The organism is Chondromyces apiculatus DSM 436 (assembly GCF_000601485.1).
Lineage (GTDB): Bacteria > Myxococcota_A > Polyangia > Polyangiales > Polyangiaceae > Chondromyces > Chondromyces apiculatus.
The window spans coordinates 58,317-75,993 of sequence record NZ_ASRX01000006.1; the positions used below are offsets into that span (position 1 = coordinate 58,317).

The 17,677-nt window shown below is 69.0% G+C and carries 11 protein-coding genes; 9 read left to right on the forward strand and 2 right to left on the reverse strand.

The features are described from left to right. Positions 1–136 precede the first annotated feature (136 nt). Positions 137–2,404, reverse strand: coding sequence for a collagen-like protein (locus CAP_RS04735; RefSeq protein WP_044236569.1), 2,268 nt, complete (start codon positions 2,402–2,404; stop codon positions 137–139). A 948-nt stretch (positions 2,405–3,352) separates the two neighbouring features. On the opposite strand from CAP_RS04735, the gene CAP_RS04740 reads away from it, so the two are divergent. The 7 genes from CAP_RS04740 (at position 3,353) to CAP_RS04770 (ending at position 12,520) form a co-directional block, all read left to right on the forward strand. Continuing rightward, on the forward strand, positions 3,353–4,243 hold the full coding sequence (locus CAP_RS04740) for a hypothetical protein (protein ID WP_044236572.1): 891 nt from the start codon (positions 3,353–3,355) through the stop codon (positions 4,241–4,243). A 314-nt stretch (positions 4,244–4,557) separates the two neighbouring features. After that, positions 4,558–4,998: a hypothetical protein gene (locus CAP_RS04745; protein ID WP_044236574.1), complete on the forward strand. Its 441-nt coding sequence runs from the start codon at positions 4,558–4,560 to the stop codon at positions 4,996–4,998. A gap of 37 nt (positions 4,999–5,035) precedes the next feature. Next, positions 5,036–5,476, forward strand: a complete 441-nt coding sequence (locus CAP_RS04750; RefSeq protein WP_044236577.1) for a hypothetical protein — start codon at positions 5,036–5,038, stop codon at positions 5,474–5,476. A gap of 235 nt (positions 5,477–5,711) precedes the next feature. Beyond that, complete coding sequence (locus CAP_RS04755; RefSeq protein WP_081864560.1) at positions 5,712–6,851, forward strand: pirin family protein; 1,140 nt, start codon at positions 5,712–5,714, stop codon at positions 6,849–6,851. 184 nt (positions 6,852–7,035) lie between these two features. Further along, complete coding sequence (gene tssI / locus CAP_RS43735) at positions 7,036–9,687, forward strand: type VI secretion system tip protein TssI/VgrG (RefSeq protein WP_231511086.1); 2,652 nt, start codon at positions 7,036–7,038, stop codon at positions 9,685–9,687. A 199-nt stretch (positions 9,688–9,886) separates the two neighbouring features. Beyond that, positions 9,887–10,477, forward strand: a complete 591-nt coding sequence (locus CAP_RS43740) for a hypothetical protein (protein WP_197041007.1) — start codon at positions 9,887–9,889, stop codon at positions 10,475–10,477. 21 nt (positions 10,478–10,498) lie between these two features. Further along, the gene (locus tag CAP_RS04770) at positions 10,499–12,520 is read left to right on the forward strand and encodes a DUF2169 family type VI secretion system accessory protein (RefSeq protein WP_081864561.1); all 2,022 of its coding nucleotides are present in this window, start codon (positions 10,499–10,501) and stop codon (positions 12,518–12,520) included. A 36-nt stretch (positions 12,521–12,556) separates the two neighbouring features. Here CAP_RS04770 and CAP_RS04775 read toward each other — a convergent pair whose 3' ends face one another. Beyond that, positions 12,557–14,179 carry a right-handed parallel beta-helix repeat-containing protein gene (locus CAP_RS04775; RefSeq protein ID WP_052374172.1) on the reverse strand — a complete coding sequence of 541 codons (1,623 nt, stop codon included), beginning with the start codon at positions 14,177–14,179 and terminating at the stop codon, positions 12,557–12,559. Positions 14,180–14,309: 130 nt separating this feature from the next. On the opposite strand from CAP_RS04775, the gene CAP_RS04780 reads away from it, so the two are divergent. Both CAP_RS04780 and CAP_RS04785 read left to right on the forward strand, forming a co-directional pair. Further along, positions 14,310–14,915: a hypothetical protein gene (locus tag CAP_RS04780; RefSeq protein WP_044236582.1), complete on the forward strand. Its 606-nt coding sequence runs from the start codon at positions 14,310–14,312 to the stop codon at positions 14,913–14,915. Between the two features lie 154 nt (positions 14,916–15,069). Next, on the forward strand, positions 15,070–17,640 hold the full coding sequence (locus CAP_RS04785; RefSeq protein WP_156040494.1) for a hypothetical protein: 2,571 nt from the start codon (positions 15,070–15,072) through the stop codon (positions 17,638–17,640). Positions 17,641–17,677: the final 37 nt, after the last annotated feature.

Here is a 17,677-nt window from a genome sequence, read left to right on the forward strand (position 1 = left end):
CGCAATACGACCCGGTCACATGGCGCGCTGCGATTCGATGACGAACACGATCCCGTCCGCCGCGCAGAGCCGCTCGATCTCCAAAGGGGTCCAGACCTCTGGACGCGCCCGCGCCCGTGCCCGTTCACGCGCCCCTTCACCGGAACGAGTGCTTCCAGCCCACCTTCAGGCCGAGGATCTCGTTCGGGAACAGGAACAGGTAGCTCGGCGCCTCCGTCCCTCGCCACTGGGCCCAGACGAACTCGGGGGACTCCAGGATCAGGTCGAAGTCGCTCAGGGAGACCGCGGCGCCGAGGCGGGCGCCGGCGTGGAAGGTGAAGTCGTCGGGGTCCTGCAGGTTCAGGATCGTCCCCTGCACCGCGAGCGGGCGCAGCACGATCCCCAGGGGCTGGAAGGGGTAGATCCAGAGGCTCAGCGCCTCGCCGAAGCCGAGGTTCTTCCGCTCTCCGTCGAAGGAGATCACGGCGCTGGTGGCGAAGCCGAGGGAGGTGGTGAACCTGCGGTACCAGAGGTCCTCGTCGTACCTGCGCTCGTGGCTGAGCGAGGCCGAAGCGAGGGGCTGATCCTCCTCGCCCCGGACGAAGAGGGTGGCGCCGAGCAGCACCCGGTCGGAGCTGTAGCGCTTCTGCGGCCGACCGGACCACAGCGGCCGTGGCCGCCACCCGATCCGGCCGCCCTCCTCGGCGTCGTCAGCCTCGCCCACCGCGTCAGCCTCGCCGGCCTCGCCGGCCTCGCCGACCTTGCCGACCTCGCCGGCCTTGCCGACCTTGCCGGCCTTGCCGGCCTCCCCTGCGGACCCTGACGGCGCATCCTCCGGCGCCTCGCCCTCCCTCCGGCGGCGCGCCCGCCTGCGCTGCGCCTCGGTGAGGAAGGGCAGGAGGTTCTCGTCCTGCACACTGGTGGTCGGCGCCTGGAGCACGTACCCCACGCCGAGGCCGAGCGACCAGCGCCACTCTCCGTCCCGCCACGAGACCTCCCCGGGTCCCTCGAAGCGGACCCTGAGCTTCCCGCCCCCGAGCTCCGGGGTCCAGTCAAGGAGGCCGAGGCGGGTGGAGATCCGCAGCGCGACGTCGGGGCGCGCGGCGTCGCTGGCCGATCCGTGCACGAGGACCTGCCACGAGAACAGCGAGGTGCCCACCGAGAGGCTGTAGGAAAGGGGCAAGGTGAACGAGATGGCGCTGCCCACGACCACGCCGTAGCGCTTCACGCCCTGCGTCACAGCGTCATCCGCGTTCGCGCGCACCAGGCCGAGCTGCGCGGAGAGCATCGGGGTGATCGGGCTCGGGATCTGCGTCTGGAGGATGCGCTCCCCGAACGCCCCCACCTGGAACTCGGAGCTGCCGAAGCGCGGGATCGGGTCGAGGCGGGAGTAGCCGCCGAAGACGGCCCTCGGGGCGAGATCGCGCTCCAGGTTGGTGATCTCGCCGAGCGCCTCGGCGAAGCCCATGCGCTCGACCTGCCCGCGCCCCCGGAACGCCAGGTGCTTCCCCAGGAATGCCCGCCAGAGCTGATCGTTGCGCGCCACCACCGCCTGCGCCTCGGCGCACGCCTCCCGCGTCTTGCCGCCGCCACACGCCTGCGCGTGGCGCCGCTGTTCGTGCAGCGTCTGCAGCAGGGCCACCGTCGCCGCCACCGCCTGCTGCGCCTCCCGGGAGAGGCACTCCGGGGGCACCGTGTAGGGGTGGTCCGTGAACGACCCGCAGGACCGACCCTGGACCGTCAGCTCGCGCTTGACGTAGGCCTCATCGCGCTCGTCGGGCGCGTCGTGCCGCGTCGGGGAGTGCTCGTAGCCGGTGGAGGTCGCGAGCCAGGTCAGCGGGTTCCACACCCGCAGGTAGACGATCCTGCCGGCGTCGTCGCGCTCCACGTGGGCCCAGGAGAAGGCGTCGGCGACGATGTGCATCAGCTCGTACACGCCCACGTGCTCGTCCCGCGCCGCGGCCGGATCGCCGTAGACGATCCGGTTGCGGAGCTTGGTCATGGTGATGATGCACCGTCGGTACGCCTCCCAGCCGAGGGTGAGGGGATAGGCGTCCTCGTCCGGGTTCGTCTTCCCCGACTCGTCGTCGAGCTTGGCCATGAAGTGGAAGCACTGCCCGAGCGAGCCGACCTGCCGGGTGATCACCAGGTCGGGCTTGTCCGACATCAGCTTCGGCCACATCAGGAGGGGCTCGTCGCGGACGTCCTCGGCGCAGCCCTCGCCGCGGGCCCGATCGAAGCACCTGGGCCGTTCGAGGACCCGCTCCTCCAGCAAGGACGCGAGGACGCGGTGCCCCTCCCCGTCCACCTTCTTCATCATCTGCAGGTAAGCCTGGGCCTCGATGACCCGGTGACCTGCCCCCGTGAAGGCGTGCGCCGGGGCCCCGACGCCGAGCAGCACCAGCACCGGGGTCAGTCGCAGCATCCAGCGGGTCAACGTGGTTTCCACTTCGGGGGTCGCCCCCGCTCCTCCCGGCCCAGGTACAGCAGCGGAACGCCGGGGTCCAACGGCGAACCGGCAGAGGACGCTCCTCCCGCGCGAACGCGATCCTCCGCCGGGGAGGGTCGCGTTCGGACCTCCCGGAATCCCCCCTGCCCCACTGGACCCGGGCAGCCTCGCAGCGCGGAGACGCCACCCGGCCGTGGCAGACCCTCCCACTCCGGCGCCGAGAATGACTCCGGCCCCGGGCCGGGCAGGATCCTGAAGCTCCGAAGGACACCGGCCCAGAGGCCGGGGCGGGTCGGAGGGCTCCGAAGGACACCGGCCCGGGTGGCGGAGGGCGTTCGGAGGGCTCCGAAGGACACCGGCCCCGGGGCGCGGCGGGGGTCATTCACGCGCTCCGAACGCCACCGTCCCCGGACGACGGCCATGTTCTCGCCCGGAATGCGCCCGGCCCCGGGGCTGGGGAGGTTCGGCGCGGTCCGAATGACCCCGTCCCTGGGCCGGGCAGGATCCTGAAGCTCCGAATGACCCCGTCCCTCGGGGAGGGAGGTGCTCCGCAGCCAGGAAGGGTCGTCACCGGCGACCGGGAACGGGCTGCCGCGCGGAGGATCCCCGCGTACGCCGCCCGCAGGAGCGCTCCGGGCCCGCGAACCGGGAGCGGCGGGCAGCAGCGACGGGTGCGGAGGCGCCGGAAAGGCAACCTCGATGCCAGCGGGAGGCAGTCGCCGCGGTTCCACCTGCACGGGAAGTGAACGGCAGGTTCGATTTTCGAGTTGCCGCGGAAACGGGAATGATTATTCCTGCCTCCGCGCCCATTGCAGTGCACCAGGACGCACGGGAGGCAATGCCCTCTCCGCGGCGAGGACCGCGCCGCAGGCCATGAGCCGTCGGCGGTCGTGCATTGCACCATTCATGCCGGAGGTTCATCCCATGGCTGCCAGAACGTTAGATCCACGCAATGCCCTGCTCACCCTCTTCCCCCAGGTCGGCTACACCCTGCAGCGGCTCAAGGCCCACCCGGTGGGGACGCCGCACGTGGCGATCTTCGAGGGGCTCCGCGCCGAGGGGCTCGACGTGCTCACCCGCGAGCTGGAGATCATCGACGCCCAGACCGAGGCGCAGGCCCGCGTGGACATGGCGAACAGCAACCTGGACGCCTTCGCGGGGCGGCTGGCGAAGGCGGTGCTCACGCTCGTCAACGACGACCGGGAGCACTCGTTCTACGTCCACTACTTCAGGAACAAGACCCTCAAGGAGTTCAAGCGGCCCGTGCTGGGGGCGAAGCTCGTGAGCATGCGGGGCTGGGTGCGGTCGCTGGAGGAAAGCAACCTGCCCACGCTGCACGCGCTCGCCCCGGAGCTGACGGCGCTCGTGCAGGCCGCCGACGCGGCGGTGCAGGCCCGGGAGCACGCCCAGGCGACCAACCGGATCTTCCGCTACACGGGCGCGCGGGCCCAGTGGGTGGACCGGGTGAACGCCGCGCGGAAGGTCCTCCACGGCACGCTGGCGCAGCTCCCCCACCAGCAGCTCGGGCTGCCTCCGGACTTCGCCGACCAGTTCTTCCTCAAGGAGCAGAAGCGCGAGGTGACGGAAGAAGAAGAGACCGTGGCGTCGATGCAGGTCACCATCGCCCGGCAGCGCGAGGAGCTTGCCGCGTCCGAGCTGCGGCTCAAGGAGCTGGAGGAGGACGCCGAGGCGGCGAAGAAGGCGGCCGAAGCGCGCGCGGCGAAGCTCGCTCAGCTCACGGAGCTGGAGCGGGTCATGCAGGCCATGGCGAAGCAGCACGCCGCACTGACGGAAGCGCTCGACGCCGAAGCCTGAGCCCCGCCCCGGGCATGCCGACCCTCGCGCACGCGGAGGCTCGGGCATGCCGACCTTGAGCACACCGAGGCTCGGGCATGCCGACCTTGAGCACACCGGGGCTCGGACGCATCACTACGGCTCGGACGCGCCGCTCACGGAGAAGCCGCCATCACCGGGCCGGTTCCGAGGCGCGGGGGTCCTCTGATAGCCTGGCTCGGTATGGTTCGACACACGATCTGCGCCTCGGCCGAGCCGGAGAGCGCGGGTGAAGGGGGGGGGCCCCCGGGCGACGCCTCGGCGCCCTGGAGCTGCTCGTCGCGGAGGGGGTCACGATGAAGACCATGGTCTCAACGCTGGTGGGGAACATCATCCTGGTCCTCCACACGGACGCGCTGCCACGCGAAGAGGAGTGGGCCAAGTACATCCGCTTGCTCAGCTCGATCTCGGAGTACTCGAATGCCCGCAGCCTGGTGTTCACGGACGGCGGGGCGCCGAGCACGAAGCAGCGCCAGCAGGTCAACGCCATCCTCGCCGGGCGCCCCGGACGAGCCGTCGCGATCTCGCACAATCCCCTGATCCGGGGGGCCATCACCGCCCTCAACATGTTCAACCCCCTGGTCCGCTCGTATCCGCCGGACAAGCTCGCCGATGCCTACGCCCATCTGAAGCTCACGACCGACGAGATCGCCGCCATTCACCAGGCGCTCAAGGGTCTCTACGCGGAGCTGGGTGTCCGGCTGAAATGCGCGCCGCCCGAGCTGCAGCTCGGGTAACGCGCGAGGCTACTCTGGTAAATTGCCGCAAGCCTCGATGAAGACCATGGTGTCGACGGTGGTGGGAAACGTGGTCGTGGTCCTCCACGGGGAAGCACCACCCCGCGAGGAGGAGTGGGCCCGGTACATCGGCTTGATCCGCGAACGCGATCTCCTGAAGACCGCGAGCATCGTGTTCACCGACGGCGGGGCGCCCAGCTCGAAGCAGCGCGCGGAGATCAACGAGATCCTCGCCGGGCGCCACCCGCGGGGCGCGGTGGTCTCGCACAATCCCCTGCTCCGCGGGGTGATCACCGCGCTCGCGCTGGTCAACCCGCAGACCCGCTCCTTCTCGCCCGACAAGCTCGCCGATGCGTTCACCTTCCTGAAGCTGACCAGGGACGAGATCGCCGCCGTCCAGCAGACCCTGGAGGCGCTCTGCGCAGAGATCGGCTTCAGGCCGAAGTCCCTGCCGCGCCTGGCCCCCTCGACGACCTGACACCCGCACGCCCGCACGCCCGCACGCCCGCACGCCCGCACGCCCGCACGCCCGCACGCCCGCACGCCCGCGCACGGCCGGTGCTGGGCGCTGGGCGCTGGGCGCTGGGCGCTGGGCGCTGGGCGCTGGGCGCTGGGCGCTGGGCGCTGGGCGGCGCAGGGTCAGGGATGGTTGCTGCCTGTCGAACGGCACGTTCCACGGGGAGGCCGTGGTGCCCGCCAGGGGCGCCCTTACAATGGCTGGCATGGACCGACGAACTGCTCTGGGGACCCTCGCGACGGCGCCCGTGCTGGCAGCCTGCGCCGTTGCCGAAACTTCACCTGCCGCCGTGGCCGAGGACAAGGCACTGGCCGAGAAGGACGTGATCCGCACCATCGAGACCCTGGGGGCGCCGCCCTGGAAGACGCCCGATCCGTTCCTGTTCTGCGTGCACCACGACGACGCCTACCCGGCCGGCAACCCGCAGCTCGGGCCCAGCGCCTCGCTCGAAGGGCGCGACATCGGGCAGGACTTCGCGGGGAAGGACGGCTGGCGCATGTACCACGGCGACGTGGTGCCCGGCTTCCCGGCGCACCCGCACCGGGGGTTCGAGACGGTGACGGTGGTGCGGCGCGGGCTCGTCGATCACTCGGACTCGCTCGGGGCGACGGCGCGCTACGGCGGCGGTGACGTGCAGTGGCTGACCGCCGGCAAGGGCATCGTGCACGCGGAGATGATGCCGCTCCTGAACCAGGAGGGGCCGAACCCGCTCGAGCTGTTCCAGCTCTGGCTGAACCTGCCGCGCGCCGACAAGATGGCCGAGCCGCAGTTCGTGATGATGTGGGGCGACACGGTGCCGAAGGGGATCGTGCGCGACGCGGCAGGGCGCGAGACGGAGATCACCGTGGTCGCAGGGCGCTACGGGGAGTACCAGCCGCCGTCGCCGCCGCCGCGCTCGTGGGCGTCGCGACCCGAGGCCGACGTGGCCATCTGGACGCTGAAGATGGCGCCCGGGGCGCGCTTCACGCTGCCGGCAGCGAGCACGGGGAACGTGAACCGGACGCTGTACTTCTTCCGCGGCAGCCAGCTCCGCATCGGGCCGCGCGTGGTGCCCGGGCGCAGGCTGGTGGAGGTGCGCACGGACGCGGCGACGCTGCTGGAGAACGGGCCCGACGAGGCGGAGATCCTGATCCTGCAGGGCAAGCCGATCGGCGAGACCGTGGCGCAGTACGGGCCCTTCGTGATGAACACGCAGGCCGAGATCCGGCAGGCGTTCCAGGACTACCAGCGGACCCGCTTCGGGGGCTGGCCCTGGGGGAGCGACGGGCCCGTGCACGCCCGCGAGGACGGCCGCTTCGCGCGGCACCCGGACGGACGCACCGAGAAGGCCACCTGATGTCCGACCAGCTCTGACGGATCCTGACGGATCGCGCCGGCCAGGAACGACCACCGGCCGAGGGTGCAATGCCATCCTCGGCCGAGGTTGCAGCGTTCTGTGGTCCTTGACGGAGAACCGAGCAGCGCTTTACATCGAGGTGATCGCGGCAACCTTCCGGGGGATTCAGAAGGGGGCAAGGACCGTGACGGACAACCTCCATCTCGAGATCGCTTCTGGCGACCCGCTGGACGTACGGCACTTCTCGGTGCACGAGCGGCTCTCGTCGCTCTACGCCGTCCACCTCGTCGCCCTCAGCACCAACATCGACCTCTGCTTCGAGGATGTGGTCGGTCAGCCTGCGACCTTCACCCTGAATTCAGGCCCGCACGTGCGCACCTGGTCCGGGCTCTGCAATCACCTCCAGCAGATCGGCGTGGAGGACAGCACCGGCAGCACCCCCGGCGTCGCGACGTACGAATTCGCCCTCGTCCCCACGCTGTGGCTCCTGACCCAGCGGCGGAACTACAGGATGTTCCAGCAGGAGTCCGAGATCGACATCGCGAGAAAGCTCCTCGGGGAGTGGGAGGTCCCGTTCGAGGAGAAGCTCACGGAGCCCTTCAAGGCGCGGAAATACCGCGTGCAGTACGCCGAGACGGACTACGCGTTCTTCTGCCGGATGCTGGAGGACGTGGGCGTGACGTTCTACTTCGGCAACGAGCAGGGTGAGACGAGGCTCGTGCTGGCCGACGCACCGCACGCGAATCCGCTGCGAGAGCCGGCGATTGCGTACCGCGACAAGCCGATGGCCACGTCCGACGAGGAACACGTGACCCACGTCCGCGTCGGCCAGCGGGTGCGCCCCGGCAAATACACGATGCGGGATCACGATTACCGCTTACCTCCCAGCTACCCGCTGATGAAGAGCGCGAGGGTCGAGGACGAGGGGCTGGAAGCGAGGCTGGAGCGGTATCACTACACGCCAGGCGCGTTCCTGCTCCGCGCCGAGAAGGGCGAGGACACCCCGGTCGCCGACGACCGAGGCAGGACCCGCAGCGACGAAAAAGAAGGCGAAGCGCTGGTGAGCAAGCGGCTGGCCGCGAAGCGGGTGACCGCGAAGGTGTGCTCCTTCGAGACGAATGCCCACGATCTTTCGCCAGGCATGGTGATGGGCATGCGGGATCACCCGAAGTCGGACCTGGGCACCGGCAAGAGGCTCCTGGTGCGGGAGTCGACGCTCCAGGGCACGACGGACGGGGAGTGGGCCCACCACTGCGAGGTGGTGAGCGCCGAGGTGGTCTACCGGCCAGAGCTGAGCACGCCCAGGCCCCGGGTGAGCGGGGTGGAGAGCGCCACGGTGGTGGGGCCGCCTGGGGAAGGGCTGCACTGCGATGAATTCGGCAGGGTGCGGGTCCACTTCCACTGGGACCGCGAGAGCCAGATGAACGAGAAGAGCTCCTGCTGGATCCACGTGAGCCAGCCCTGGGGAGGCGCGGGGTACGGCGGGATGAACCTGCCGCGCGTCGGGCAGGAGGTGCTCGTCGATTTCCTGGGGGGCGACCCCGATCGGCCCGTAATCGTGGGCAGGGTGTACACGAACCTGCAGAAGGTCCCCTACAAGCTGCCCGAGAACAAGACGCAGAGCGGGTGGAAGAGCGAGTCGTATCCGGGCGGGGGCGGCTCCAACGAGTTCAGGTTCGAGGACGCGAAGGGAAGAGAGCAGGTCTACATCCAGGCGGAGAAGGACCTCAAGAAGCTGGTCAAGGACAGCGAGGAGGTGACCATCGGCGCGAATCGGACCAAGACGGTCAAAGGCAACGACGCGCTGACCGTGCTGGGGAACCGCACCAAGATGGTGCGGAAGAACGAGCAGGAGAAGGTCGCGCAAAACAAGACCACCTCGGTGGGCATCAACCGGGCAACACAGGTGGGGATGAGCGACACCACGACCGTGGGAGAGATGCACTCCGTCGTGGTCTCACCACCGGGCGAGGGGTGGTCCGAGAACGTGACGCGGTGGCTCATGTTCCCGAACAAGGTGCACCTGGAGACGCAAGGCGGCGCCAGGATCATCCTCGACGACACGAAGATCTCGCTCGAAGCGGACGAGGTCACGATCCGCGGGAAGAAGGTCACCATCGCCGCTTCCGCAGGCGACGTGGACATCCAGGGCGGTCCGCTCGTCAAGATCAACGCTCCCGGGATGCCGTCGGCGCGCCTCGGGGACCCCGTAGGGGGGATGATCCTGAACGGCTCCTCGACGGTGCTCGTCGGAGGGCCATCGCTTCCATGCGCCGTCGAGGTGCTCCCCGGGGGCGCGCTCAAGGTCGGCCATGGCCTGATCATCCAAGGGGATCCCGCCTTTCAGGCCCAGACACTGGCCGGGCTGCACGAGATCGCCCTGACACCGACCGGGCGTGACCTGCTCCAGTCCATCGACGGGAGCGGGAGGACGGTGACCATCGAGCCCACGAGCGGCGGCAACGTGACGGGCTACACGAGCCCCGAAGACAGGTTCCAGAACCCGGACGGCTCCCCAGGTTCAGGCACGAACGCCATCGTGGGCTACAACCCGAACACGACCACCATCGGGACAGAGCCCTGGGAGACACGTCCTCCAGCCCTCGGCCTGGGCCACGAGCTGGTCCACGCCGACCAGGCCGTTCACGGGACGATGCTCCCGGGGACCGCCAGCAACGACAGCAAGCCAAACCCGCTCAGGCCGAATTCCACCGTCCAGACCAACGTCAGGGAGCTCGATGCCACAGGCATTCCTCCCCACGACACCCGTCCATTCAACGAGAACAGATTGCGGTCAGAATGGCACCCACCCCAACCCTCCCGCGACTGGTACTAGGGCCACCTTCGGTCCCTACGCTCCCGATGGTCGCTCCACCCGTGACTTCGCGCGAACGCCGAGCCGAGGACCCGTGACGAACCTGGGAGACGGAGTACCAGCGCGCGTGGTGCGCCATGTCCATCGATTGCTCTCGATCGCACTCGGCTTCGTGCTCGTCGGATGTACATGCACTGCAGACAGCACCCCAGGAGGGATGATGACCACCCTGCCCGCCTCCGTCGATACGCAACAGGCATCCTGCAAGCTCGAAGCAAGCCTCGTCGAGGTGCGCAGCGATCACCTCACCCTCCGCTATCGCTTCAGCAATGAATCTTCCCGGACGGCACTGCTGTTCAATCGTCTGTTCAGCACCATCGACGCGACGCTGGTCTTTCAGACCAGCAAGAACACGGTCTACGTCGAGGTGGACGAGACGTCCGCCATCCTTTCGAAGAAGCTGGTCCCGGTCCCGCCAGACATCGACGTGGAGCGCCCGGTCGTTCCACTCGTCACCGCCGTGAAGCCAGGAGAAGGCTTCGAGGAGACGCTGTCGATACCGCTCCCGTTGCGACCTCACCAGCCCTACCCGACGTTCGGGAGAGAGCGACCGCAGGAGGTGGTTTCGCCGCGTGACTCGTGGTTCGAGCTTGGCCTGCTCCTGGTGCCCCCGGAGGGCCTGAGGCTCGCGAAAGAGGTGCAAACGACGGAGGGCGTGGCACTCTCCATCGGGCCCGTCGACGCGCGGGATCAGGTCGTCCTGCGCGCGGGGCCGCTCGCCGTGAAGCTGCCCGCACATGCGCCGCAATGACGGACGATACCCGGAGGCATCATGGACGTCCTTTCGATCTGTGCGCTCCCGGCATCAGGGTTCGAGTGGCAACCGAAAGCCCGTTCGTATGCGATGACGGTGCTCTGCAAGGCGACGTTCGAGCTGCGCCCCGAGGTGTGCGTGCTCGCGACCGAGCAGCAGGAGCCATGCCACGCCGACGTCCACTGGGACGATGATCCCTGCCGCAGCGTGATCATCCCGAGCGATCGTGCGCCGTACAAGCCCGGCGCCGATGTGGTGCTGGTGGGCTACGCCTATGCGCCGCAGCGAGAGCCGGCGCGCTCCATCAGGGCCCGGCTCGTGGTGGGCGAGGTGGGCGAGGTGGGCGAGGTGGGCGAGGTGGGCGAGGTGGGCGAGGTGGGCGGGGTGGACAAAACCATCGAGGTCTGGTGCGACCGGAGCTTCCGTGGGTACCCGAGCCAGCTCGTCGAGGGTCCGTGGCAGACGAAGATGTGGCTCACCTGGGAGCGTGCCGCGGGGGGACCGGACACGAGCAATCCGGTGGGGATGCAGCGCGATGCGGCGCCGGACGTTCATGGACGGCGGAGGGTTCCGAACCTGCAACCACCGGGGATGCACCTCGGCCAGCGCGGGGAGACGTTCGCGCCCGTGGGGTACGGGCCCATCGCGCCGCACTGGCCCGGGCGCGCCCGGAGGTTGCCTCGGCATGCGGCGAGCTTCGCAGGAGGGGGCTGGGAGGGGCGGCCCATCCCGGATCACTTCGACTACGGCTACTTCAACGTGGCGCCTCCAGATCAGCGGCTCGCCGAGCTGCGCGCGAACGAGCGCCTCGTGCTGGAGAACCTGCACCCGCAGCACGCGCGGCTGGTGACGCGGTTGCCGGGAATCCGGCCAAGGGCGGTGGCGGATCGGGCCACCGGCGAGCGGGAGGAGGTCGCGCTCGTCGCCGATACCCTGTGGATCGACACCGTGCGAGGCCTCTGCACCACGGTATGGCGGGGGCAGATCGGGCTGCGTCACCCGGGCGAGGCGGGGCGCGTCACGTTCTGGATCGACGGCCATCCCCTCACGACACCCGCGGGGGCCATGCCGAGACCTGGCGCGGTCGTGAGGGGAGCGTGGGCGGAGGAGAGCGCCGCGCCAGACGACAGCGTCATCACGGTGGTGCCAAGGTACGAGGCCGACCGAAGGCCGGTCCTTCCGTTCGCGAGACCAGCCCTTCCGCTGCCTGCATGCGCTCCGGATCCCTGGCCATCGGGTCGACGGGTCACAGGCGCGCGCAGCGAGGAGATCGGGACGGGGACGCTCGCGGGGATGCTGACGCCACGAGACAGCGCGCCGCTGCCCTTCGCGCCGCTGCCCTTCGCGCCGCTCACGAGATGGCCAGCGAAGGTGGCCGCTGGTCCCGCCGAGCGGCCCGCGGAGGTCCCCGGCCCTGGGTCGGCCCGAGAAGCCGCTGGTCCCGCCGAGCGGCCCGCGGAGGTCCCGGGCCCTGGGTCGGCCCGAGAAGCCGCGTCGGCGGTGCGCGCCGCGTCTTCGCCGGACGAGGAGCCCGAGACGGCGCGGCGGACGCCGTCAACGTCCGGCGGTCAGGACGCGGGGGTGACGCCTGCCTTGGCGGCTCCCTCAGGCGCGGCCCCCTGGGGTATCTCGGTGGAGCAATGCGCCGTGCTCGTGGCACGCATCGCCCAGCACAAAGCGGACAAGGCTCGGCTCCTCCAGGAACATGACCTCTCGTCGGAGCGATGGGGCGTCATCGAGGCTCACTGGGAGGGCAGGATCCGGGACGACATGAAGAGGGGGCATGAGGCCCTCCTCCTCCGGTTCGATGCGGCCTACGTGGCGCAGATCGAGAGAGAGCGGGGGGTGATCGGGGTGGAGGACTACGCCAGGTTGACTGTCGCCGCCGAGCGCGGAACGACGGCCACCGTGCTGGAGGCGCTGAGGCTCCCCAGGGGCGCAGTCTTGCGCATCGAGCGCGTCTGGATGGATCGCTTGATGATGGACCCTGGGACGCGGGAGCAGGTGGAGCGCGCAGTCGCCTCGGCGCGAAATCCCTAGCGCCGCCCGGGCCCTCGGCTCGCCGTTCGCGCAAAGTCACCGGGGTAGCGACCATCGGGAGCGTAGGGGCCGAAGGCCCCTGATCCAGGGTACGCAGTACCGGCGCCTTGCCAGGAGGGCTCCCGTGAAGAGCAAGGCGAGGAGGGAGGCATCGCTTGCTGCGCGGTTGCCGGCCACGGTGCAGCCGCAGCCCTCGTCGCTCTCGCTGCCGGCGGCGTTGGCGCCTGCACCTCCGGTGCCTGGGCCGGAGCCGCCGGTGGCGCCGCCGCCGCCCTCGCCGGAGCTGCCGCCCTCGCCGGTGACGCCCTCCTCCTTGAAGTCGTCGGAGAGGGGCCAGCCGCGGTTCACGCCCGCGCCCGCGTAGGCGCCGCGGAAGCGGTGATCGGCCTTGGAGACGCCGTTGAAGTCGCGATCGGCGTCGGTCTCGGCGGCGACCAGGGACAGGTCGAGCGGGTCGCCCTGGGCCTTGCCGGGGAGGGGGTAGAAGTCCATCTGGCCGAGGGTGAGCGAGGGCGTGACGACCACGGTGGGCGCGTCTGCGAGGGCGTGGATCTCGTTTCCGACGTCGGACGCCACGGGGCCGGTGAGGCCCTGTGCGGCGAAGATGAGGTTGCCGAGCACGAGGTCGCCGTCGGCTGCGGCGTTGGCGAAGCGGATCCCGCGCTCGGCGCCGTAGATGGTGTTGTTGTAGACGTGGGCGCGGAGGAGGGGGCGCATCTCGTGGTTGGTGAGGACGATGGCTGCGTCCACGGCGTCGACGAAGATGTTGTCGTGGATGCTCACCCTGCCCGAGGCCTGGAGGAGCGCCTCGCGGGGGTTGTGGAAGAAGAAGTTCCCGTAGATGTCGTAGCCGTTGTCGGCGCCGAGGCCAGAGGGCGGGAGGCCGCCGACGAGGAGGTTCGGGCGGTCTCCGTCGGGGCTCGGCGCGTCGTTCTTGAGGAAGACGTTGTGGCGGATGATGGTGCGGGTGGGGGTCGCGGGGAGGCCGGTGTTGATGGGCCACGCGGTCTGGTGCTTGATCTGCGCGCCGTAGCCGATGGTGTTCCGGATCAGGTTGTTCTCGATGAGGCCCTCGACGAAGGGGCTCTGCCCGTCGGAGTTGCCGAGGTACATGCCGGTCCCGGCGCCGTCGATGAGGTTCCTGCGGATGATCCAGCCCCAGGTGGGCGCCTTGGTGGAGATGGCGACGGTCTGCTGGGAGCCGCCGTGGCCGCGGAAGACGCAGCCCTCGATGGTGATGTGGTGGACGGTGTTGGCGTTGCCGTTCTTGGCGCTGACGCCGAAGACGTTGGGGAGGTTCTTGCCGTCGATGGTGAGGTCCTTGAGGACCACGTGGCTCGCGTCCGTGATCTCCACGGTGTTGGCGTTGCCGTTGCCCACGAGGACGGCGCCCTTGTCCTCGGGTCCGGTGATGGAGATGGGCGCTTCCGGGGTGCCGTTGAGGGCCTGGACGACGAGGTTCTGGAGGTACTCGCCCGGCGCGAGGTGCAGGGTGTCCCCGGGCTGGAGGGTGGGCACCAGGGCCTGGTAGGTGCTCGGGTCGGCGTCGATGTCCGCCGCGAGGGCGTCGCCGGCGGAGAGGGCGAGGGCTGCGGCGAGGGCCGGGGGCGCGAGGAAGAGGGGCGCGGGGCGGCGCGGGAGGGCGCGGGGGGCAGGCATGCGCGCGAGCGTAACGCGGTGGCGCGCGGGAGCGAACGGCCTCGGTGCGGAAGGCCTCGCGCCCTGCGGGAGAGACGCGGGCGCGCGCCTCCGGTTGCGCCGGGGACGCCCCTCCGCGACCATGGGAGCAATGCGAAGGCTCGGCAGCGAGAGGCGCGTCGCTCCATCCCGGAACGGAGCCCTCGTCGCCGGTTACCTCGCCGTGACGTGCAGCCTCGCCGCTGTGGCGTGCAGCAGTGATCCTGCGCAGGACAAGGGCGCGGCGGCACCTGCGGTCGTCGACATCTCCGCGAAGCCCACCGGAGGGCCGCCGGGCGCAGGATCAGGTGACGGCGCGCTCGGGGCGATGTCTGATGAGGAGCTGCTCGCGTTGCTGCGCGAGGCAGGCCAGGGCGCGGTGCCCGCGGTGCCCGCGGCGCCCGAGGCATCTCCGGAGGAGCGGGAAGCCTGCACCATGAGCCGGGCGCTGCCGGAGGCTTGCGGGGCGTGCGCGCTGAGGTCGTGCTGCTCCCCTCCGCTGGCGTTCAATGCACGCGCCGCGATGGCGCTGGGTTGCCGGCTCGGCTGCCGGAGTCGCATGGCGAAAGCGCCACCTGGTCCCTCGACCGATGTCCGGGAAGCGGTCATCGCGGAGTGCACCGCCCTGTGCGGCCAGGTTCACACCGCCCCGGAGGCGGTCGTACGGTTCGAGGGGTGCCTGAAGACCTCGTGCAGCGCTGACTGCATGGTGCATTGAGCCTTTCTCCCATCGCAGGAGCGCGGACCGTGTCTCCATCATGCACGGAGGCGTGGAGCTCGAGCCGTGCCACCGGGTGAGCCATGAGCGCCTCCGGCACATCGAGGCCAGGCTAGCCCTAGCCGAGGAGTGCCATCTAAGGCAAAGAAGAGCGATGGGTGTCGACCAAGCCTACGAAGAGTTCAAGGCAATCCGGCAAACCCTGCCGCCCGAGGATGATCTTCCCATCACGGACAACGAGGCGTGTACGCGGGTCCATCTCATCGATCCGATTTTGACACGGGTGCTCGGCTGGCCACTCGAGCGCATGGCGGTGGAGGCTGCTGGGGGTGAAGCCAGCCACGATGCGCCGACGCATAGGCAGCGGGAAGGACGGGTCGACTATGTGGTGCGGGATCACGACGGTGCGTGCTGGTTCGTGATCGAGGCCAAGAAGCGCAGCAAGCCCCTCTTGAGCCCACTCCACACGACGCCGGGTTTCCAGGTGTTGAAACTCACGGGACCGGTGCTCAAAGAGTGTTGGCCGATCATCGACGTGCAGATGACATCCTACCTCGGGAAGTACATGCCATGCTTCGGGGCAGTCACGACCGGCGAGCAGTGGGTCGGCTTCCTGGGCACGCTACGGCCGGCCAACGTGCTCCTGGACAGCACGAGTGCCATCGTCTTTCGCAGTCTCGACGACATCGAGAAAGACTTCGAGCTGTTCTATGAGACCTTCGGAATCGAGGGCGCTCAACAGCGGTCGCTGCTTCACCGGCTGTCGCCCGTGGTTGTGCGTGGGCTCGTCCGTGCTCCCCAGGCCCGACGCGTGGTGCCTCCCGGAGCCGAACGCCCGGTGGATTATCAGGGGGCGAAGGATTTCCACAATGACCTGCGCCAGGCCATGGACGCTGCGTTCGGACCGATTCGGACGGATCGCAATGCTCTTGCGGCGTGTTTCGTCGAGTCACGAGAGAGCCGCGATGCGAGTTCGCGTTTGGAGCGCATGGCAAACGAGCTCGGAGCGGCGCTCCGCAGCGCAGTTGATCACTACCAGCCCGCAGTCGAGGGTGAGGTCGACGCCGTGACGGCGCCGAATGTAGACATCGATGAGTTCCGATCGGGTGATGGCTACATCGCACGGCTGCTCGGCGAGAAGTCCTCGGGCAAGACCGTTTTTCTCAGACGGCTCTTCGATTTGCAGCTCATGTCCAGGCGGGATCGCGTGGTGCTCCTCTGGCTCGATGCCGAGCACCTCGCGCCCTTCGACCCGGCGCTGGCCAGCCGCAGGATGCTTGAACAGATCAGAAAGGAACTCTTCGGGGACGAGGGGCCGTCGTGGGAGCAGTTTCGAGAGGTCTATCATCGCGAGTGGAAGCAGCAGGTGAGACTTGTGGGGCTCACCGACCAGGAGGTCTCCCCCGAGATGCGTCAGGGCTTCGTGCGTCTCCAGCAAGAGACAGAGGCGCGCGATCCCGAGGATGCGCTCCGCCGTTACGCCGAGTTCTCCACGCGAACCTGTGGGCGCCTGCTGTGCCTTGTCGTGGACAACATCGACCACCTGGAGCATCCCGAACACGTGGTGGAGTGGGCGGTTGCGAGGCACCTATCCATGTTCGCCATGACCACCGTAGCCATGGAGGATGCCACTCTGTGGCGGCTACGCCGCCGTGGCAGTGATCAGCTCGGTGACCATCAGCCGGAGCAGTTCTGGCTTCCGCGGCCAGAGGTCCGGGAAGTCGTCAAGAATCGTTGTGAGTACCTCAGAAAACTGCTCGAAGGAGCGCCGCCGGGCACCGCACGCACGAAGACGACCCTGGGTCGTCGTGGGCAATGGCGCTGGTCGGTGAGCGCCGAGGACCTCGTCCGGGTGGTGAGCACTGTGCTCCTGGAACAGGAGGATATCGCGCAGTGGATCGGCCAGCTCTGCAACTACGATCTCCGTGAGGTGCTCGATGTGTGCCAGCAGATCGTACTGTCGCCACACGTGCGCGCGGAGGGCCTGCTCACCATGCAGACGGTGCAGAAACTGTCGCGCGGCCGGGTGCTACGCACCCTCATCGCGCCCAAGAGCGAGCAGTTCATGCCGATGCCCACAGGTCGGGTGATCAATGTCTTCGGCCACTGGATCGGTCCAGATTTCGCGCCTCTCTTGCCCGCACGCATCCTCGCCCTACTGCGCGCGCGAGAGGATGAAGATCGCAACCACCGCGAGCCGTTCCCTGGTTTCATTGCCGTCTTTGAGCTTCTCGAACTCTTCGAGCGGGCCACTGCTGTCCGACGCGCAGCCACCCTTGAGACGCTGCACTATCTTTCAACGATGCGCATCGTCGAGCCCTTCAACCCCGCCGACCAAGCGTTCAAGGACCCCGACGCGCGCCTCAAGATCACTCCACGAGGGAAGCTGCACCTCGACTGGGCCCTACGAGAACCGACCTACGTCCGCCTCATGGCCGAGGTGGACCCCATCGTCACAGACAGTGCTTACCGAGATCTTCTCCGACGGTGGCAGGCATTCCTGGATGTGCTGAAGCCTGGCAGGGAAATCGAAGCGTGGCAGCTCGAACGCGGCGTAGCTGGTGCTTATGTCGGATACCTCTTGGAGCAGGCTGATACATCCAGCCCGCTGGTCGGCAGCGACGAGGTCGAGCCGCTCCGGAGCTTCGAACGAGACGTGCGCAGGGCGTGGCCCTCGGCAACTCTCAGCATTCCTCAGCAGCCCCCACCTATCTCACGTGAATGATGCTCACGTGCGATTCCGCACTTCCGGATGCACGCAG